The 19205-nt window shown below is 43.8% G+C and carries 17 protein-coding genes; 11 read left to right on the top strand and 6 right to left on the bottom strand.

Annotated features, from left to right (window positions below; translation table 11 throughout):
* The first annotated feature begins 127 nt into the window (after nucleotides 1–127).
* Together ACFSUO_RS04715 and ACFSUO_RS04710 are read left to right on the top strand one after the other, a co-directional pair.
* Nucleotides 128–1588 carry a CoA-acylating methylmalonate-semialdehyde dehydrogenase gene (locus ACFSUO_RS04715; protein WP_382391579.1) on the top strand — a complete coding sequence of 487 codons (1461 nt, stop codon included), beginning with the start codon at nucleotides 128–130 and terminating at the stop codon, nucleotides 1586–1588.
* Between the two features lie 62 nt (nucleotides 1589–1650).
* A complete protein-coding gene (locus tag ACFSUO_RS04710; protein ID WP_382391577.1) occupies nucleotides 1651–2217 on the top strand; it encodes an NADPH-dependent FMN reductase in 567 nt (188 codons plus the stop codon).
* A gap of 489 nt (nucleotides 2218–2706) precedes the next feature.
* Here ACFSUO_RS04710 and tnpB read toward each other — a convergent pair whose 3' ends face one another.
* Nucleotides 2707–3822, bottom strand: coding sequence for an IS200/IS605 family element RNA-guided endonuclease TnpB (gene tnpB, locus ACFSUO_RS04705; RefSeq protein WP_382391575.1), 1116 nt, complete (start codon nucleotides 3820–3822; stop codon nucleotides 2707–2709).
* Between the two features lie 258 nt (nucleotides 3823–4080).
* Here tnpB and ACFSUO_RS04700 point away from each other — a divergent pair, with 258 nt between their 5' ends.
* Nucleotides 4081–5229, top strand: a complete 1149-nt coding sequence (locus ACFSUO_RS04700; RefSeq protein ID WP_382391573.1) for an Rpn family recombination-promoting nuclease/putative transposase — start codon at nucleotides 4081–4083, stop codon at nucleotides 5227–5229.
* A gap of 190 nt (nucleotides 5230–5419) precedes the next feature.
* Here ACFSUO_RS04700 and ACFSUO_RS04695 read toward each other — a convergent pair whose 3' ends face one another.
* The 5 genes from ACFSUO_RS04695 to ACFSUO_RS04675 form a co-directional block, all read right to left on the bottom strand.
* On the bottom strand, nucleotides 5420–6370 hold the full coding sequence (locus ACFSUO_RS04695; RefSeq protein ID WP_382391571.1) for a sensor histidine kinase: 951 nt from the start codon (nucleotides 6368–6370) through the stop codon (nucleotides 5420–5422).
* Nucleotides 6371–6500: 130 nt separating this feature from the next.
* Nucleotides 6501–7184, bottom strand: coding sequence for a response regulator transcription factor (locus tag ACFSUO_RS04690; protein ID WP_382391569.1), 684 nt, complete (start codon nucleotides 7182–7184; stop codon nucleotides 6501–6503).
* A gap of 41 nt (nucleotides 7185–7225) precedes the next feature.
* Nucleotides 7226–7816, bottom strand: a complete 591-nt coding sequence (locus ACFSUO_RS04685) for a redoxin domain-containing protein (RefSeq protein ID WP_382391567.1) — start codon at nucleotides 7814–7816, stop codon at nucleotides 7226–7228.
* Between the two features lie 16 nt (nucleotides 7817–7832).
* Nucleotides 7833–8576 (bottom strand): cytochrome c biogenesis CcdA family protein, encoded by a 744-nt coding sequence (locus ACFSUO_RS04680; RefSeq protein ID WP_382391565.1) that lies wholly within the window; start codon nucleotides 8574–8576, stop codon nucleotides 7833–7835.
* A complete protein-coding gene (locus ACFSUO_RS04675) occupies nucleotides 8576–9214 on the bottom strand; it encodes a hypothetical protein (RefSeq protein WP_382391563.1) in 639 nt (212 codons plus the stop codon). Before ACFSUO_RS04675 ends, ACFSUO_RS04680 begins: the two co-directional genes overlap by 1 nt.
* 282 nt (nucleotides 9215–9496) lie before the next feature.
* Here ACFSUO_RS04675 and ACFSUO_RS04670 point away from each other — a divergent pair, with 282 nt between their 5' ends.
* The 8 genes from ACFSUO_RS04670 to ACFSUO_RS04635 all read left to right on the top strand — a co-directional run bounded on the left by ACFSUO_RS04670 (nucleotide 9497) and on the right by ACFSUO_RS04635 (nucleotide 19202).
* Nucleotides 9497–10174: a response regulator gene (locus ACFSUO_RS04670; RefSeq protein WP_382391561.1), complete on the top strand. Its 678-nt coding sequence runs from the start codon at nucleotides 9497–9499 to the stop codon at nucleotides 10172–10174.
* Nucleotides 10171–11544 carry a sensor histidine kinase gene (locus tag ACFSUO_RS04665; RefSeq protein ID WP_382391559.1) on the top strand — a complete coding sequence of 458 codons (1374 nt, stop codon included), beginning with the start codon at nucleotides 10171–10173 and terminating at the stop codon, nucleotides 11542–11544. Before ACFSUO_RS04670 ends, ACFSUO_RS04665 begins: the two co-directional genes overlap by 4 nt.
* Before the next feature lie 77 nt (nucleotides 11545–11621).
* Nucleotides 11622–13769, top strand: coding sequence for an MMPL family transporter (locus ACFSUO_RS04660; RefSeq protein ID WP_382391557.1), 2148 nt, complete (start codon nucleotides 11622–11624; stop codon nucleotides 13767–13769).
* Between the two features lie 270 nt (nucleotides 13770–14039).
* The gene (locus ACFSUO_RS04655) at nucleotides 14040–15194 is read left to right on the top strand and encodes a betaine/proline/choline family ABC transporter ATP-binding protein (protein WP_382391555.1); all 1155 of its coding nucleotides are present in this window, start codon (nucleotides 14040–14042) and stop codon (nucleotides 15192–15194) included.
* Nucleotides 15195–15207: 13 nt separating this feature from the next.
* A complete protein-coding gene (locus ACFSUO_RS04650; protein ID WP_382391553.1) occupies nucleotides 15208–15852 on the top strand; it encodes an ABC transporter permease in 645 nt (214 codons plus the stop codon).
* A 30-nt stretch (nucleotides 15853–15882) separates the two neighbouring features.
* A complete protein-coding gene (locus tag ACFSUO_RS04645; RefSeq protein ID WP_382391653.1) occupies nucleotides 15883–16800 on the top strand; it encodes an osmoprotectant ABC transporter substrate-binding protein in 918 nt (305 codons plus the stop codon).
* A gap of 1 nt (nucleotide 16801) precedes the next feature.
* Complete coding sequence (locus ACFSUO_RS04640) at nucleotides 16802–17446, top strand: ABC transporter permease (RefSeq protein WP_382391551.1); 645 nt, start codon at nucleotides 16802–16804, stop codon at nucleotides 17444–17446.
* Between the two features lie 82 nt (nucleotides 17447–17528).
* A complete protein-coding gene (locus tag ACFSUO_RS04635; protein WP_382391549.1) occupies nucleotides 17529–19202 on the top strand; it encodes a CocE/NonD family hydrolase in 1674 nt (557 codons plus the stop codon).
* The last annotated feature ends 3 nt before the right edge of the window (nucleotides 19203–19205 follow it).

Here is a 19205-nt window from a genome sequence, read left to right as displayed (position 1 = left end):
ATCGTTAGTTTCATTATCACTGGTTTCTCACTTTGGAAATGGTATTTCGGAAAGTAGGGGGGCGAAGAAACGCGACGGACTGTACTAGGTACCATCAAAGAACGAAAGAGAATGGAGGGGGTTCACGATGACAAATACAAAACTTGAAACATTGAAGAATTATATAGGTGGGGAGTGGGTTGAAGTAAATTCGGAAAGCACAGAGGAAGTTGTCAACCCGGCAACCGGGGAATTACTTGCCCGTGTTCCGATCTCCTCGAAGGAAGATGTGGATCAGGCTGTGAGAGTAGCTACCGAAGCCTTTCACGAATGGAAAGAAGTTCCTGTTCCGAAACGGGCGCGTATTTTATTTAAGTATCAGCAATTGCTTGTTGACCACTGGGATGAGCTGGCGGAAATCGTAACAATTGAAAACGGAAAAAGTTTTAAAGAAGCAAAGGGAGAGGTACAGCGAGGAATTGAAAACGTTGAATTTGCCGCAGGAGCACCTTCCTTGATGATGGGAGAACAACTTCCGTCCATTGCAGAGGGGCTGGAATCAGGCGTTTATCGCTATCCAATTGGCGTCATTGGCGGAATTACCCCATTTAATTTTCCAATGATGGTCCCGGCTTGGATGTTTCCAATGGCCATTGTCACTGGTAATACATTTATCTTGAAACCATCGGAGCGCACGCCTTTATTGGCCAATCGATTAGCTGAATTTCTGGAGAAAGCAGGACTGCCAAAAGGGGTATTCAATATTGTACACGGGGCACATGATGTGGTAAATGGTTTATTGGATCATGAGAATGTTGCGGCTATCTCCTTTGTCGGTTCCCAGCCAGTTGCCGAATATGTTTATAAACGAGGAACAGACAATCTGAAGCGTGTGCAGGCACTTGCTGGGGCAAAAAATCACTCGATTGTACTGAAAGATGCGAATATGGAAAATGCAGTAACCCAAATTCTGAATGCTGCATTTGGTTCGGCAGGTGAACGTTGCATGGCCGCCTCGGTCGTTGCTGTGGAGGAAACGGTCGCGGATGAATTCATATTTTTGCTACATCAAAAAGCCGATGAAGTCAAAATCGGCAATGGTTTGGATGAAGGGGTCTTTCTCGGCCCCGTCATCCGTGAGAGCCATAAGGAGTGGACCCTTCAATATATTGAAACCGGGGAAAAAGAAGGCGCCAAGCTGGTACGCGATGGACGGAAAGATGAAAATGCCAAAGGGGAAGGCTATTTTGTCGGACCGACGATCTTTGATCATGTGAGCAGTAACATGAAAATTTGGCAGGATGAAATTTTTGCCCCTATTTTATCAATTGTTAGGGTGGAAGACCTGGATGGGGCGATTGCATTAACAAATAAATCTCCTTTCGCAAATGGTGCATGTATATTTACCAATGATGGCGGCAAAGTCCGGCAATTCCGTGAAACCATTGATGCCGGTATGCTTGGTGTGAATATTGGTGTACCGGCACCAATGGCTTTCTTTCCATTTTCCGGCTGGAAGGATTCCTTTTACGGTGATTTACATGCTAACGGGAAAGACGGCCTAAATTTCTATACACGTAAAAAAGTTATCACTACTCGATGGGTATAAGCAGTACAGAAGTTTTACCGGCTTTAGAGAAATATACAGCAAAAGATTAGGGGGAAGATAGCATGAAGATTGTTGGGTTATCCGGTTCAAGGGTTGGTTCGAAAACAAGAACAGCCATGGAGTATACTATTAAAGCAGCCGCTGAAAAATATCCCTATGCGCAAACGACATTAATTGATTTAGCGGACTATGATGTTCAGTTTAGTGATGGGCGTCACTACAAGGAATATCAGGGCGATACAAAATATGTAGCGCAAATAATTATGGAAGCGGATGCTTTAATTATTGGAACACCTATTTTTCAGGCGTCCATACCAGCTACATTGAAGAATATATTTGATTTACTTCCAGCAAACGCATTGCAAGGTAAAGTAGTCAGCATGCTTGTGACAGCAGGTTCATCAAAGCATTACTTAATTGTGGAACAGCAATTAAAACCAATCCTCAGTTACATGAAGGCACAAGTGGTTCAGACATATGTATTTATCGAAGGGAAGGATTTTGATCGAAAGGAAATAACAAATGAGGATGTGCTCTTCCGGATTGATCGCTTGGTTGAAGATACAATAGTTTTAATGGAAACATATACGAAAGTTTGTGAAAAGAAAGAAGCAGTCTATGACTTTTAGTATATAGTACAGATGAGTGGGTGTGCTATTCCACGGTTGTCTAAAAACAACAAAGTTCACGAAAACAGCTATGTTGGGAAAGGGGTCGATAAGGATTGCGTGTACAATAAAATTATGAATACGAATAGCTGACTGCACCTAGACAAACACAAATATGGTTTTCCTTTTCAACGTGACTATGGCGCGATGTGAATTTTAATGAAGGACTATAACAATAATGTTTACTTCAGAGAATGATTTAGAAATTTCCCGCGTAGATGGTGCCTTCGCGGGAAAGTATTTTGTATATAAGGACTGCAAACAAGCATTTCCAGCCATTGATTCTTTCTTTTTAAAAGTTTGTTCACTATTAGTCATTCTGCTATACTATCATTAGAAATGCCTCTTTGTAAGTCTTCACATACCTTGAACTACCCACCACTTATCAACCTTACGGTCTGATTGAAGTGGGGGATTCCTAAGAACACCAACCTATTGGTTAGTTATGGATTAGGCTATCCCCGCAGTTCCTGCGGTTAATCGTAAGACTTCATTACGAAGATTTTTACTTGCGTTAACATCTCGGTCATGATGGGTATGGCATTCGGGACAATCCCACTCACGCAGTGCGAGATTCTTAACGTCTTTGTTGCGATATCCACAGTTCGAACATAGCTGACTGCTGGGAAATGTTTTGGACACCGTGACCACTTTCTTGCCATACCATTTCGCTTTGTATTCAAGCATGGTCCGAAATTGTGACCAGCTTACCTCGCTAATGGATTTGGCTAGTTTAGCGTTTTTCAGCATGTTGGCCACTTGCAAGTCTTCTAGACCAATCACATCGTGGTTTTTGATGATGTTGGTTGAAATTTTATGCAAGTAGTCTTTGCGTGCGTTCGCGATTTTTTCATGTAATCGGGCAACCTTGATACGTTGCTTGTTCCAGTTGGAAGAACCCACTTTTCTTCTGGAAAGAATCTGTTGAGCTTTGGCCAATTTTTCTTCCAATGCACGAAAGAATTTGGGGTTCTTGTAGACTGTATGGTCGGAAAGGGTGGCAAAATCTTTTAATCCAACGTCAATTCCGACGGTTGATTCCGTTTTTGGCAATTCTTCTATTTCTGTTTCAGCGAGAATGGATACAAAATATTTGCCTGTTGGATGACGTCTGATGGTAGCGTTTAAGATGCGGCCTTCGACTTCACGGCTTTTTGCAAACGTGACGAGTCCAAGTTTGGGTAGCTTAATTTTATTTCCGGAAACAGTAATATTATCGTTTGTATATTTTGTTTTATAGGTTTGGATGTTATGATTTTTGCATTTAAATCGTGGTGCTTTGTTTTGTTTCTTGAAGAATCGGCTATAGGCGTCGGCAAGGTTCTTTAATGATGATTGGATGGCGATACTGTCCACTTCTTTTAACCAGACAAACGTTTCTTTTAGTTGAGGCAGTTGGGATGAGCAGGTTGTGTAGGTTAAACCTTTTCCCGTTTCGTTGTATGTATTGTTCCACTTGGAGAGGAAATGGTTGTATACAAAACGTGCGCACCCAATGGTTTTATTGATTAATATGGCTTGTTCTTTGGTTGGGTAGAGACGAAAGTTGAAGGATTTGTGGACCAATAGTTTATTCACCCCCTATAGTGTCTACTATTATATCATTTTATTCTAAGGTAGGCAAACATTTGTTCCTTATTTTGTAATAAGGTGAATGGGGTGTTTTGAAAGACACCTGTGATCCAATCGGTCGGACAATTGAGATGGCTAAAGCCATCCCTTGTCCGAAGGCGATTCATCCCCCACCTACTCACTGGGGTTCCCCCCTTCACATTTCTTGAGGTGGGGGTCTTCTCGCCTAAACAAGATAAAGGATGTGTTGAAATGCCACTAAATACAGTCGTTTGTGAACAATCCTCAAATTACTTTGCACGGAAGACCGTAATGGAAGACCCCACTGACTATCAGAAGGTACCTAAGAGAGAATCAGGAAAAATTTTAAAACGGGTATCACTTGAGCGATTAATGGATTTAAAGGTTGATTATGCTTTTAAGCAGCTTTTTGGAAATGAGAAGAACAAAAATATCACCATTGTATTTTTAAACGCTTTACTTCAGAAAACCGGCCGGAATCAAATTAAAGATATTTCATTCTTGAATATAGAATCGGGCGGTGAACATGCGGAGGATAAACAGTCGAGGCCAGATTTACTGGTCATTACGAATGCCGGCGAACGGATTAATGTGGAAATACAATTCACCAATCAATATGATATGGTAAAACGCTCGATATACTATTGGTCAGGGGCATACCGGGGGCCATTTAAAAAGAAGATGACGTATAGTGAGCTGAGACCGGTTATTGCGATTAATATCCTCAATTTTAATTTGTTTCACCAAACAGATCACTTTCATACAACCTATCATTTGTATGAAGATGAGGAAGAATTCATGTTGTCAGATGTGATGGAATTACACTTCGTCGAAATGCCCAAGTTAATAAAGGATTGGAAAGACGATAAATTGGATCCATGGAATGATGTGTTGGCCAGGTGGCTGATGCTGCTTGGTATGGTCGATCATAGAAAAGATGAGGTTTATGGTAAAATTTACCAAGAGCTGGAGGAGATAGCCATGAAGGATGAGTCATTGCGCAGTGCTTTCCAAAGCTGGGAAGAATTAAGTATGACGCAAGAACAATATTTGGCTTATGAATCTCGTTTAAAACGAATAATAGATGAGGAAGCTGCCCAGCGAGAGGCAGAACTTCGAATACAAGCAGCGGAAAAAGAAGGCCTGGAAAAAGGGAGAAAGGAAGGTAAAAAAGAAGGCAAAAAGGAAGGCAAAAAAGAAGGTATAAAGCAGGGTATAGAGCAAGGTATGGAGCAGGGGATAGAAAAGGGAGAGGAAAATGCCAAAGAAGCCATTGCCAGTAAGCTTATAGCAGCAGGCATGGAAGTGAGACTGATTGCAGAAACAACGGGATTTCCAGAAGAAAGAATCATTAAAATGCTTTGTGAAACGCAGGAGTAGTTTGTGTTCCATTCAGGCATCTTCTGAGCACTCATGAGTTTTTAGTTGGTGTCGGAAATATTCATTGCATTACACAGCAGCACCCAAAACATGAAATGGCAGGTTCGAAAAAGTGGTACATCACATCTTACTTATGTACCACTTTTTAACTCAATGTTCAGCTTACGAAGGTGATTATTAGTTGGACAGCCTAGGTTCGCCCAACAGGCAAGCTGAACCAGAAAACATTATCAAACGCATCAGTAGTCAGTCCAATTCTGCCGTTGTGCTGTTCGATAATTTCTTTGGCGATCGCCAGTCCAAGGCCGCCGCCTGTTTTATGGCTTCTTGCGGCATCGCCCCGATAAAAGCGTTCGAATATCCGGTCCTGGTCCTGGTCCTGTTCCGGAATTCGTTCGCCTGGTCCACTGACGGATACATGATAATAGCCATTTACCCACGTACCTTTTAAGCTGATGGTGCCTTCACCCTGGTAATAATAAATGGCATTTTCGATTAGGTTGCTAATGACTTGCCGAATGCCATCACGATGGATAGACATGTTGCAAGATTCCACCTCCACACGGATGTTCAGTTGTTCTTGTTCGAGTTTCCACTGAAACATCACTGCACACTGTTCGATTACTTCTGCCATATCAGCTTCATTGTATTCCGTGTACACCCGAGAGGACATATCGCCCCATTCCTTCAGCAGTTCAATTTGTTCGGTCATATCCGTCAGGTGTCTGGCTTCTTTGTGTAAGGCATCATACAATGCTTGGTTTCCTTCCATATCCCCGTCACGTAACGCTTTAAGATAACCGTTCAGGTTGGTCAGTGGCGTCCGCAGCTCGTGTGATAAATCGGCGATCATTTTTTGGCGGTTTTCATCACCGGCCTTCAGCTGCCGAACAAGTCCATTGAAGTGGGTGACAAGTTCACCAACTTCTCCCTGGGCTGTTTCTTCTGCAGGAGATGGATATTTTCCCTTTTTTAGCTGTTTCGTCGCATCAATCAGGTCCTTAATCGGTGTTATAAGTTTTTTCGTCAAATAATAATGAAGGAGGCTGCCCGATAAGAAGATAGTTATGGCAAAAATAAGCAGATACTGGAACAGCGTTGTATTAAAACGCTTCTGCTGCAGGCCCTCTAAACTCCCCATCGAATCAACCAAAAAGCACGCTGTTTGATAGATTGCCAGGCCGCTAAGCAGGATAGCTATAGCGATCATGATAATGTTAAGGGCAGACAGGCGCCACAGGAATCCTTTTGGGAGCAGAGACAGAAGACGTTTAAACACTTGCAAATTTATACCCCATTCCTCGGATGGTCAGAATGCGTTCCGGGCTGGAAGGTTTGGTCTCGATTTTTTCCCGGAGTTTTTTGATATGTGCATCAATCGTCCGGTCGAGCACCGTATCTTCAGCGTACGGATATAGTTGTTCGATTAGTTGCTCGCGGCTGTGCACAACATCTGGGTGCTGCATGAAGAAGTAGAGAAGGCTGAATTCATGTCTGGTCAGCCGGACCTGCTCGTTATAAAGCAGGACTTCCCCTTTTCTTGGTTTGATGCATAATCCATTGTGAACAATTTTTTGGCAGTATTGGCCTGTCCGCCGGAGGACCGCTTCAACATGGGCGATCAGTTCATCAGGCTCAAACGGTTTTGTAAGGTAATCGTCGGCCCCCATTTTGAGGCCGGCAATCTTATCATGAACCTGTGCTTTTGCTGACAGCATAATAATGGATGTTTCATTTGGTTCTTGTGTTTTTACCCATTCACAGAATTCCTCGCCACTCATTTTCGGCAGCATCAAGTCAAGAATGATTAAACACGGGTTATGCTGCATGTACATATTTTGAGCTTCTTCCCCGTCGGAAGCTTCCACGACTTCATAATCATGCTTTTCCAGATGCATCTGTATTAAAGAGCGGATCATCTCATCGTCTTCCACTACTAGAATGGTCTGTTTCATCATTTTGAACACCTCTGTCCCATTTTAAAGCAACGTGTTCATTATTTCATCTTTTCAAATTCCTGCACCATTCGTTCATAGTTCATGGCTCCCAGTGCCTTGTACTGAATGCGGCCCTCAGAGTCAATCATGTATGAACTAGGAATAGGCTGAATCTGATAGGTCGTTCCAGCATTATTATTTTCGTCCATCAGTATCGGAAATGTTAAATCAAACTCATCGACAAAATTCGGAACGTCACTTCGGCTGCTTTCTGAAGAGGTCAGATTCACAGCCAGAATCTCCACATCCTTATTTTCGTAAAACTTTTGCATGTCCGGCATTTCTGCACGGCAAGGGGGACACCATGTTGCCCAAAAGTTCAACATGACCCGCTGGCCACGATAGTCGGACAACGCAACTTGCTTTCCATCCAGCGTTTCCAATTCAAAGTCTGGTGCCTTTTTTCCGACTTGAAGTCCAAAGCTATTCGCGTTGCCGTTTTCTTCAGCGGAATTGCTGCCGCTTGTGTTTTCTTCAACAGTGAAATCAGTATCGTTAGCCATGTCTGTATCATCGGTACTGCTTACTAAATCGTAGACGGCCCACACGAACATACCAGTCAATACGACAATAATGATAGTTTTTTTCATTTTAGTACCCTCCAGTTCAGCCTAAATTTGCCAGCCAGGTATCCTGGACAAGCTTTAGCAGCAGATTGGAAATGCGTGTCATCTGTCCTGTGAACAGCAGAACCCCCATTAAAATCATAATGGCACCGCCTGCTTTCATGATTTTCTGGCTCTGCCGGACAATCCACCGTGTGGAACCAAGGAAAAATGTCAGGATGAGAAAAGGCAAGGCAAAACCAATCACATACATCACTGTATAAATAGCTCCTTGTCCAGGATTACTTGCTGCAATCACCAGAATTGAGGCAAAGATTGGACCAATGCACGGTGTCCAGCCGGCAGCAAATCCAATACCGATAAAGATCGTACCCAGGTAGCCAACAGGTTTTTTCGTAAATTGATAGCGTTTTTCTTTCATAAACGAGCCAATTTGGAGCCAGCCGGCAATGAACAGACCCATGATAATAATGAAGATGCCTGCCAGACGCTGTAGAAACAGGCCGGAACTTCCTGTAAGCAATCCCTGAATCCATTGCCCAAGAAACGATACACCGACACCGAGGCTGATGAAGACAAGTGAGACCCCGAATAGGAAGAATACCGAATGTAGAAGTAATTTGCTCCGGATCCTAACATCTTTGTTATTTTCCAATTCCTTTACACTCATGCCTGTGATATACGACAGATACGCCGGAAAAATCGGCAGTGTACACGGGGACAGAAATGAGAGGATTCCGGCCCCCAGCGCAAGCCAAATGGTTACATCTGAAGCTGCAGACATTATGTCACCTTCCTTCTGTTATAGATAAACACACTGATGCTGGTGATCAATAGTAAAGACAAAAACCACGCCGCCATCATATAGCCGAATAAGGATGTATAGGGCAGGATGAATGATAGAATCAATTGCCCCAGGCTCCATCCCGCAAACAGGATGCAGGTCATGGTGACAGGCGGCAGTTTTTCCTGAAACAATATGAATACAACCATTAAAAGAAGCAGCAGTCCCGCTTGTCCCAGCGCTATTGCATTATTACGCCAGACAAAGTCCAAGAATTCATAGGTGAATGCCGCCCCCAGAAAAATAGGCAGAAAGGCTGCCAAAAATTCTCTTATCTGTAAAGTTTGGCGCTTAATCCGGTGTGCGATAGTCACCACCGTTAGTAAAACTGCTGTATAAAAGGCTGGCGATGCACTCGGGTAAGCTAGAACAGCCAGCGGATCACTGATAAATAAGGGCAGATTCATCATGACTTTTCCCGCCCATACAAACAGAATAAAATTGATGAGCATGGATGTGACTGCTTCCAGTCCCTTCTTTTTAGCTTCTACAGAAGGGCCGGTTATGTAGTAGAATATAAAGCCTCCAGATAAACTGATCACGATAAAAAATACGTTTTCCAATACCCATGCATTCATTGTACTGCCTCCATCCATTCTATTATAAAACAGTAATGTGAAAGTTTGGTGAAAACAATTGATTTTTTTGTGACGTTAGAAAGTATAAATTATGGATGACCTTATAACAAGAACTTCGGCACTCGCTATAGGACGAGGCGAACGCCGAGTTTTTCTAATGTCACACCTGTATGGCAACTACTGTGATTGTTACATATTGTTAATCTTTTGTTTATCTTCAAGATGTAGCATAAGATTGTTATGAGAAATTACGATTGAATTCCGGAAGAAGGTGAAACAACGATGACAGCATTATTGGCCGTTGACGATGATGAGCGTGTATTGAATTTAATTGAAATTTATATGCAGCGCGAAGGCTTTACTGTCTACAAGGCAGCAGATGGCACGGAAGCACTGAGTATACTGGAGACGAAACCAGTAGACTTAGCGATTGTAGATGTGATGATGCCGGGAATGGATGGCATTGATGTCATGAAAGAGATGAAGGAGAACTACGAATTGCCGGTTATTTTGCTGACGGCGAAAGGAGAATTATCCGATAAGGAAGAAGGATTTCGGTCTGGTACTGATGATTATGTTGTGAAGCCTTTTGAGCCGAAAGAGCTTTTATTCCGTGTGCGGGCAATTTTAAGACGATATGATAAGCCAAGCGATACGGTGATCAGGATCGGGGATGTGATTATTGACCGGCGGAGCTATGAAGTCCAGATTGGCAGCCGCACCATGCTGCTTCCGCTAAAGGAATTTGAGCTGCTGGCGATGCTGGCGTCAAATCCGAACCAGGTATTCACACGTGATCAGCTGATTGAGTCGATTTGGGGATTGGATTTCGAAGGGGATGACCGGACTGTTAATGTTCATATTAAACGGATCCGGGAACGCGTGGCCCATCTTACGGACGCAATTGCGATTAAGACGGTCCGAGGAGTTGGCTACAGATTAGAGGTCTTGCAGGAATGAAAACATTATATTCCAAGTTTGTCCTTATTACGGTTGTCATTATGGTGTTTAGTACGGTAGTCGGATTCTTGTTTGCGAATACGTATTACCACCAGAAAGTGAAGGAAGAGAACGATTACAAAAATATGGAAATTGCCAAAGAGGTGGCTGCTTTTGCGGAAACGCAGGAGGACCCGGTTGCGTACATGGAGCAAACAGCCGACACCGGGTATCAGCTTTATGTCATTAGTGAGTCTGGTTCTGAACAGTTTTACGGCGGGGAATTTCGCGATAAAACGATCGCATCCAATGTGATTAAACAGGTTCTTGATGGCGATGTGTATCATGGCATGAGGGAATTTCCGCGGGAGACATTTGTGACTGGCTTTTTTGCAAATGAACTATCGAACACGGTTGGTGTTCCTTTTGAAAATGACGGCGAACAATATGCATTATTTATGCGCCCGAATATTAAGCTGTTGTTCAGTGAGGTGCACACGTTGCTTGGCTGGATGATAGCAGTCATGGTTGTCCTTAGCATTATTAGTGTTCTCATCGGCGCACGAATGCTCGTCAACCCTATTAAAGAATTGTCCGAAGCAACGGGAAAGGTAGGGGATGAACATTTTGATGTCACCCTGTCCATTAACCGGGAGGATGAGATAGGGAAGCTTGCCGACCGTTTTAATGAAATGACGCATCGGCTCGGTGAACTTGATATGATGCGAAAATCATTTATTTCGAATGTTTCCCACGACATTCAATCCCCGCTCTTGAATATTCAAGGGTATGCGCGGCTGCTGGAGAGCAATGAGCTGACAAATGAGGAAAAAGCCCATTATACCGGGATCATCCAGGATGAGACGCGTCGTCTGTCCTCATTGACCAATCAGCTGCTCGTGTTGAGTTCCCTTGACCGGGAAAATCATATATACAGGAAAGAGCCGGTTCATGTGGCAGAACAACTGAAAGAAATTGTTCAAAAATACCGCTGGCTATTGGATGATAAAGGGCTGACGGTCAGCTATTCGTTAGATGATGCAAAAGTTTATGGAAATGCATCGATGCTTTATACAGTTTGGGAGAACTTATTTACGAACGCGATAAAATATAACCGGACGGCTGGCACAATTGACTTAACGGTGCAGCATACGGGAGAGAAAGTAGCTGTTGCTGTTCATGATACCGGAATTGGCCTGACAGCAGAAGAGCGTGAACACATATTTGACCGATTTTACCGGGCGGATCAGGCACGGACACGCACAACAGAAGGGACGGGACTTGGTTTGTCAATTGTGCAGCAGGTGATTACGATGCATGATGGTAATATTGCCGTTGAAAGCCGGCCAGGCGAAGGAACCATATTCACCGTGACACTGCCGGCATTGTAAACTTATTGTTCATCCTCTGTTCACTTTTCAGGTTTAACTTGGGATTTGGTGAGTATATTTAAGCAGGAGGGTTCAACATGAGTCATATTTTTCGGTGGATTGCCAGTAAAAAAGGAATGACGATTACATTAACGGTCTGGTTGGCTATCGTACTGGTGCTAAGTTTCACTGCATCAAGTGCCAAAGACTTTGCTGCTAATTCCAGTGGTGCAGGTCTTCCGGACGATGCACCGTCAGTGATTGCCGATAAGGAACTTGAAGAACAATTTGAAAATAGTGATGTTATGCCTGCCATCCTTGTGTTTCATCAGGAGTCGGGCTTTGATGAAGAGTCCTTGTCGGCGGTAGGTTCGAGTGTCGAGTCTTTGCATGACTTGCCGGCGGAAGTGACAGATGGAATGAAGGCCGTGCTGCCGTTTAATCAAATGGATACGAAGGCGCAAAAGTCGTTTCTTTCCGATGATGAAACCACACTTGTATTTCCGGTTCATCTGAAAGAAGGACTGGAAATGGATACGGTTAATGATATGGTAGTTGATATGGAAGAGGCGATGCAGGAGAGTCTTCCGGAAACGATCGATGTCGCCGTGACAGGACCAGCAGGGATTGCTTCTGATGCCCTTGAATTGTTTTCCAACGGGGATATGGTTTTACTATTTTCAACAATTGGTCTGATTCTCGTATTGCTGGTTGTCATTTACCGTTCACCGCTGCTGGCACTGATTCCGCTTCTGGCTTCCGGTATTGTTTATGAAGTGGTCAACCGGACAATCGGGATCGCTGGGGAGAATAATTGGTTTTCCATTGATAGCCAATCATTGTCGATTATGATGATTCTTTTGTTTGCGGCAATTACGGACTATTCACTTTTTATATTTTCTCGATTCCGGGAAGAACTTTGGGAAGTGGAGAGTAAATATGAAGCAATGCAGCGGGCCATGAGCCAGGTGGGCAGACCCATCTTCTTCAGTGGGGGAACGGTGCTGGTGGCGGTACTGACGCTTGCAGCCGCGGTTTTTGAGCCATATCGGCATTTTGCACCAGTTTTCTCGGTAGCTATGGTCATTATTTTGCTGGCGGGTCTGACACTTGTCCCTGCCCTGTTTACATTATTCGGCAGAAGAGCGTTCTGGCCGTCCATCCCGCGCGCAGGAGAAGAAACGAAAGTAAAAACAAATACAATCTGGAACCGGATCAGTCAGGAAGTCACGAAAAAACCACTTGTTACGGGTGGAAGTGTGCTCGTGGTGCTGCTGGTTCTATCAGCTAATGCGGCCCAGATTGGTTACTCCTATAATCTGCTTCAGTCATTTCCGGAAGACATGACGTCACGGGAAGGCTTTGAGCTGATTGAGTCGAAATATAATCCAGGTGAAGTGGCACCAACAACCGTTCTGGTTACGTCAGAAAACACAATTGAGAAAGATAATGTGGATAAACTGGGATCTAAGCTGAAGGACGAGAAACTGGTCCATGCCGTTCGTGTTAATGAGCATAATTTCTTGTCCAGTGACGAGCAGGCAGCTCAATTGGAGCTGACCTTTTCCAAAAATCCGTATACGCATGAAGCATTTGACGCGATGCAGAATTTGCGGAAAGATAAAGAAACCCTACTGGAGGAAAGTGGGTTTGACACAGACAACAGTCAGCTATATTTTGCAGGAGAAACGGCTGTAAACCTTGATACGCGCGAGTGGAGCAACCGGGACACAGCGGTTGTCGTAACGCTGGTAGTCGTGCTTATTACCATTATGCTCGGTTTTCAGGCACGGTCGGTAATTGCACCAATCTATATGATGGTGACCATCCTGTTGTCCTATGGGGCGGCGCTAGGATTTTCTGATTTTATATTCCAGAATGTGTTCGGCTATGCTCAAATGAGCTATCGCATTCCACTCTATGCATTTGTCTTTCTAGTTGCACTTGGTGTTGATTACAATATTATGCTGGTGTCACGGATACAGGAAGCACATCGGACCCATCCTTTGAAGACGGCTGTCCAGCAGGGGATTGCAAAAACGGGTGGTGTTATCTCATCCGCGGGCTTGATTCTTGCCGCAACGTTTGCAGTACTGACGACACAGCCTATTATGGAACTGTTTATGTTCGGATTTGTTGTGGCAGTCGGTGTCCTGATTGATACATTCCTCGTCCGGACCGTTTTGACGCCGGCCATTATTATGAAACTCGGAAAATGGAGCTTCTGGCCAGCCCGGTTTAAATAGTCTTCTAAAAAGTTCCCGATTAAGCTGCGTAAAGCAAATCGGGAACTTTTTTTATTAAAACTTGATGAATCCGCTTTCATATGTCGGATAGGGTATGAATTTGTAGTATTTTGAAGGAATCTTGCGATATAAAGTTTATGAACTTTATACAATAAAAAATGTATGGATTTTTAAAAGTTTATGAACTGAAATGCTAGTTTTGTTTGTACGCCTATTTCTTTATACTTGAGAAAGCGATTGAGACGAAAGAACTTATGGAGGTGTCGGGCATTGTTAGAGTTTAATAATGTGACAAAACGGTATGCTGACGGAACACCCGCCGTCAAGAACCTTGATTTGAAAATAGAAAAGGGTGAATTTGTTTGTTTTATCGGTCCAAGTGGCTGCGGGAAAACAACAACAATGAAAATGGTGAACCGGCTGATTGATATAACGGACGGCGATATACGATTTGATGATAAAAGCATTAAAGATCAGAATCCGGTTGAACTTCGCCGTTCCATCGGTTATGTCATTCAGCAAATTGGGCTGATGCCGCATATGACAATTAAGGAAAATATCGTATTGGTTGGCACATTACTGAAATGGCCAAAAGAAAAGAAAGAACAGCGAGCTCGCGAATTGCTGAAATTGGTTGATATGCCAGAAGAATATCTTGATAAATATCCGCACGAGTTAAGTGGTGGCCAGCAGCAGCGGATTGGCGTGCTTCGTGCACTTGCATCAAATCCGCCTTTGATTCTGATGGATGAACCGTTTGGGGCGCTTGACCCAATTACAAGAGACTCCCTGCAGGAAGAGTTCAAAAAGCTGCAGAAGGAATTGGATAAAACAATTGTGTTCGTCACTCATGACATGGATGAAGCGCTGAAACTGGCTGACCGGGTTGTTATCATGCGCGATGGTGAAGTTGTTCAGGCAGATACGCCGGACGAAATACTGCGGAATCCGGCAAACGAATTCGTTGAGGAGTTTCTTGGTAAAGACCGGCTCATTCAAGGCCGTCCCGATGTAACAACGGTTGGACAGATCATGGGAGGCTGCCCAGTTACTGTGAAAACTGGCACAACGTTGAAAGAAGCGATATCTACGATGAAGGACAAGCACGTTGATTCCCTTCTGGTTGTTAATTCTGACCATACACTGAAAGGTTTTATAGATATCGAGTCTATTAATCTGAATTACAAAAAAGCGAATCATGTTGAGGAAGTAATGGAAGCAGATATTTTCTCTGTGGATGAGGGAAGTTTGCTGCGTGATACAGTTCATAAAATTCTTCGCCGTGGCATTAAATATGTCCCTGTCGTCAATGAAGCTCACCAGCTGACAGGAATTGTCACCCGTGCAACACTGGCAAACCTTGTTTATGACACAATCTGGGGCGATGGCATGGAGCTTGACGAAGTGGCAGCCACAGCAGAATAGGAGGTGACGGACGATGATGGAATTTTTATCTACACATGGAAATGAACTGATGGTTAAAACATGGGAACATCTTTATATTTCGGTTGCGGCTATGGTACTTGGGGTAATTGTTGCTGTACCTCTTGGCATCATGCTTTCAAGGGTTCCAAAATTTGCCGACCGCTTTATTTCGTTCATTGGTATTTTACAAACAATCCCAAGCTTGGCAATTCTTGCATTCTTCATCCCCATTATGGGAGTTGGGAAAGCGCCAGCAATTATTGCCTTGTTTGTTTATTCACTGCTGCCGATTTTGCGTAACACCTATATTGGCATACGTGATGTTGATAAAGGGGTGATTGAAGCAGGAAAAGGCATGGGAATGAGCAACTGGCAAACGATTATAAAAATGGAATTGCCACTGTCTATTCCCGTTATCATGGCCGGCATTCGGCTGTCAACCGTCTATTTGATTGGCTGGGCGGCACTGGCAGCATTTATCGGTGGCGGCGGTCTTGGTGATTTTATTTTTGATGGGCTGAATCTGTACAAGCCATCATTAATCTTGGCAGGAACCATCCCAGCGACTATTTTGGCTGTGATTGCGGACCGTTCGTTTGCGATACTGGAAAGAAGTCTTACGTCTGATGGAATGAAGGACTCGCAGGAGGCAGCATAATAATGGAGGTGACAACTCGTGAAAAAAATAATGAAAAAAGCAATCCTCATATTCGTCGTGATGATAATGCTTTCCGGTTGTTCCTTGCCCGGGCTGGCAAGTACAGGAAAGGAAACAATTAAAATTAGTGCACTTGCCACATCAGAATCTGAAATCTTGGCGGAAATGCTATCTATTATGATTGAGCGAGAGACAGATGCGGATACTGATCTCGTAACACATCTCGGATCATCCATTGTCCAGCATCAGGGTATGCAGCGTGGTGACATTGATATATCAAGTACACGCTATACCGGGACAGATATATCCGGCGCACTCGGCATGGATCCAATTACAGATCCAGAGAAAGCATTGAAAATCGTAAAACGAGAATTCCAAGAACGTTTTGATCAAACATGGGCGCCGACATATGGCTTTGAAAACAGTTATTCGGTGGCCGTTAGGCAAGAATTTGCGAAAAAAAATAATATTGAAACTATATCCGACTTGAAACCTTATGCTGATGAACTGCGTTTTGGCGTTGATAATGCCTGGATAAATCGCGAAGGAGACGGCTATGAAGGATTCAAAGAAGCCTATTTCAGTTTTGGGGAAGTTTTTCCGATGAACGTTGGCTTGGTATATCAAGCAGCTGCTAGCGGTCATATGGATGTTGTACTTGCTTACTCTTCTGATGGAAGAATTAAGGAGTTCGATTTAAAAGTGCTGGAAGATACAAAACAATTCTTCCCACCTTACGATGCTTCTCCTGTTATAGCGAATGATATTCTGAAAAAATACCCCGAAATAAAATCTATTACAGAACGGCTTGCGGGTCAGATATCCACAGAAAAAATGCAGGAGCTAAATTATAAGGCAGATGTTAAGCTAACGAACCCACGAAAAGTTGCCAAACAGTTCTTGGAAAAGAATGACTACTTTGAGGATGCAGGAAAGGGGGGACAATAACATGGAAGCAATGCAGGAATTCATTCACTATGTCAGTCAAAACGGCTTCTATATTTGGACACAGTTTTATAGGCATTTTCTGATGGCGGCATACGGAGTGCTGTTTGCGGCTATCATTTCCATCCCCCTTGGTATTTTAATTGCCAAATACAGTAAGTTGAGCAGTTGGATGTTGGCGTTTGGAAGCATTATTCAAACGATTCCGGCACTAGGAGCGATGGCGGCTATCATGATTGTTATGGGGCTCGGTACGAATACTGCTATTGTAACGCTTATGCTTTACTCAATACTGCCTATTATGCAAAATACCTATGTCGGTATGAAGGATGTGGATAACACTGTCATTGAAGCGGGCTATGCCTCGGGAATGACTAAATTCCAGTTATTGCGAATGGTCGAACTTCCGCTGGCAGTCAGTGTTATTATGGCTGGCTTAAGAACGGCATTAGTCATTGGAATCGGTATTGCCGCGATTGGTGCATTCGTTGGTGCAGGTGGTCTTGGTGCCATCATTTTAACGGGTACGAATGCAACGGATGGAACACCAATCATTCTGGCAGGTGCAATTCCAACAGCACTGATGGCTATCATTGCTGATTTGATTATGGGCTGGATTGAGCGCAGGTTACAGCCGGCTAAATCCTAGAAGTGGTATAACCCGGCAGCACCTTGACCTGGTTATGCCCCCAGGTCTATAGGGATGCTGGCCGGCAATGGGAGTGATGTAGATGCACGGAAACGGGATAATAAAAGAGAAGAATATTCCCTGCACACTTTCGGACGGAGTCGTTCTTCGTTCAGACGTATATCGTCCTGATGATGGACAAAGGTATCCAGTGTTGATGCTGCGTCTTCCGTATGACAAGGAAACCCCGCGCTATTACGACGAGTATTTGGACGTCCCGCGGATGGTAGAAGCGGGATACGTGGTGATACTGCAGGATGTACGGGGCCGATTTGCTTCTGACGGCGACTTTTACCCTTTTATACATGAGGGTAAGGATGGCTATGAAGCAGTTGAATGGGCAGCTGAACTACCATTTTCCGATGGGAATGTTGGGTTGTTCGGCATGTCCTATCACGGATATACGCAATTGGCTGCCGCGGCGGAAAAACCACCATCTCTGAAGGCCATTGCGCCTGTCATGACAATGGCCGATCCATGGGGAGATATTCTTGGTGGGGAAAACAGCCCACATGCAACAGGTGAATTTGAAACATGGGTGTTGGGTTCCATTGTTGAGGACCAGCTGAAGCGGAAGGGGAATTTGGATGAAACCGATAAATTTCATCGTTATTTAGAAGAGCTGAGTAAATGGCTATATCACGCCCCCGCTGATGAATGGTATCCAATGAAAGATCTTGATCCAGATTCGTTTTTCTTCGATGTAATGAAAGGGACATTGCCTGACTGGTGGATGGAAAAGACAAAATTACATCGGGCATTACACTCTATTTCGGTGCCGGCGCTGTTTATGGGCGGATGGTTTGATGCTCTACTGAAGCCAACACTGGAAGCCTTTCATGCATATAACGGTCCAAATATGCTCTGGATTGGCCCATGGACACATGAAGAGATGACCGGTCGTGCCGGGGAAGTGTTTTTTGATCATGCTAAAAAGAAAATAGGTGTTGATGAAATTGCGGATCCGACAGATTTACACATCCGTTGGTTCAATCATTGGCTGAAAGGAAAGCCACTTTCTATTGAAAAAAACGTTCATCTATATATGATGGGACAGGAAATGTGGAATGCCTTTAATGAATGGCCAGAACCGGCCGCAATGATGGATTTATTTCTACACAGCAGTGGAAATTCACAAACTATTCACGGTGATGGAAAACTGAGTACAGAGTTAACTCCAAATGAAACAAAAAGTGCGATGAAATTGGATCCAAAAAATCCTGTTCCTGCATATGGCGGGAATGTATTGATAGCCGGGAATGAATCAGGAATGTTTGATGTGAGTCATATACAGGACAGGTCAGATGTGCTCGTTTATACTAGTGAACCTATCAGTGAAGACTGTAAGCTGTTTGGTACTGTTAAAGCTGTTATATGGGGGAGTTCGTCATCTGAATTGCTCGATGTATCTATTCGTATATCGGATGTAGATGAATTTGGCCGGGCGTATAATATCGTGGATACATTCCATCGGGAAAAAGTGGATGCCGGTACACAAGTCTGTCTGGAATTGGATATTGGAACAACAGCATATCTCGTCCGAAAAGGTCATTGTATACGGTTGGATATAGCTGCAAGCAATGCCCCGCATTACGATATCAATCTGAACAATGGGACGACCACCAAAACACATAGTGAAGGAAAAACCGATGCTGAGTATGTTCATCAGGGCGGTGAAATGAACTCAAAAATTATACTTCCACTTGCAGAGCTCTGATTA

Origin of the sequence: Lentibacillus juripiscarius (genome assembly GCF_042685205.1) — a bacterium.
Taxonomy (GTDB): domain Bacteria; phylum Bacillota; class Bacilli; order Bacillales; family Amphibacillaceae; genus Lentibacillus; species Lentibacillus juripiscarius.
This window is presented reverse-complemented; position numbering and strand designations above follow the sequence as displayed.

Excerpts from the sequence above, each read along its gene's own strand:
- ACFSUO_RS04715 (WP_382391579.1), top strand. The coding sequence starts at position 128 with ATGACAAATACAAAACTTGAAACATTGAAGAATTATATAGGTGGGGAG.
- ACFSUO_RS04710 (WP_382391577.1), top strand. The coding sequence starts at position 1,651 with ATGAAGATTGTTGGGTTATCCGGTTCAAGGGTTGGTTCGAAAACAAGA.
- ACFSUO_RS04700 (WP_382391573.1), top strand. The coding sequence starts at position 4,081 with ATGCCACTAAATACAGTCGTTTGTGAACAATCCTCAAATTACTTTGCA.
- ACFSUO_RS04695 (WP_382391571.1), bottom strand. The coding sequence starts at position 6,370 with ATGGGGAGTTTAGAGGGCCTGCAGCAGAAGCGTTTTAATACAACGCTG.
- ACFSUO_RS04690 (WP_382391569.1), bottom strand. The coding sequence starts at position 7,184 with ATGAAACAGACCATTCTAGTAGTGGAAGACGATGAGATGATCCGCTCT.
- ACFSUO_RS04685 (WP_382391567.1), bottom strand. The coding sequence starts at position 7,816 with ATGAAAAAAACTATCATTATTGTCGTATTGACTGGTATGTTCGTGTGG.
- ACFSUO_RS04680 (WP_382391565.1), bottom strand. The coding sequence starts at position 8,576 with ATGTCTGCAGCTTCAGATGTAACCATTTGGCTTGCGCTGGGGGCCGGA.
- ACFSUO_RS04675 (WP_382391563.1), bottom strand. The coding sequence starts at position 9,214 with ATGAATGCATGGGTATTGGAAAACGTATTTTTTATCGTGATCAGTTTA.
- ACFSUO_RS04670 (WP_382391561.1), top strand. The coding sequence starts at position 9,497 with ATGACAGCATTATTGGCCGTTGACGATGATGAGCGTGTATTGAATTTA.
- ACFSUO_RS04665 (WP_382391559.1), top strand. The coding sequence starts at position 10,171 with ATGAAAACATTATATTCCAAGTTTGTCCTTATTACGGTTGTCATTATG.
- ACFSUO_RS04660 (WP_382391557.1), top strand. The coding sequence starts at position 11,622 with ATGAGTCATATTTTTCGGTGGATTGCCAGTAAAAAAGGAATGACGATT.
- ACFSUO_RS04650 (WP_382391553.1), top strand. The coding sequence starts at position 15,208 with ATGATGGAATTTTTATCTACACATGGAAATGAACTGATGGTTAAAACA.
- ACFSUO_RS04645 (WP_382391653.1), top strand. The coding sequence starts at position 15,883 with ATGAAAAAAGCAATCCTCATATTCGTCGTGATGATAATGCTTTCCGGT.
- ACFSUO_RS04640 (WP_382391551.1), top strand. The coding sequence starts at position 16,802 with ATGGAAGCAATGCAGGAATTCATTCACTATGTCAGTCAAAACGGCTTC.
- ACFSUO_RS04635 (WP_382391549.1), top strand. The coding sequence starts at position 17,529 with ATGCACGGAAACGGGATAATAAAAGAGAAGAATATTCCCTGCACACTT.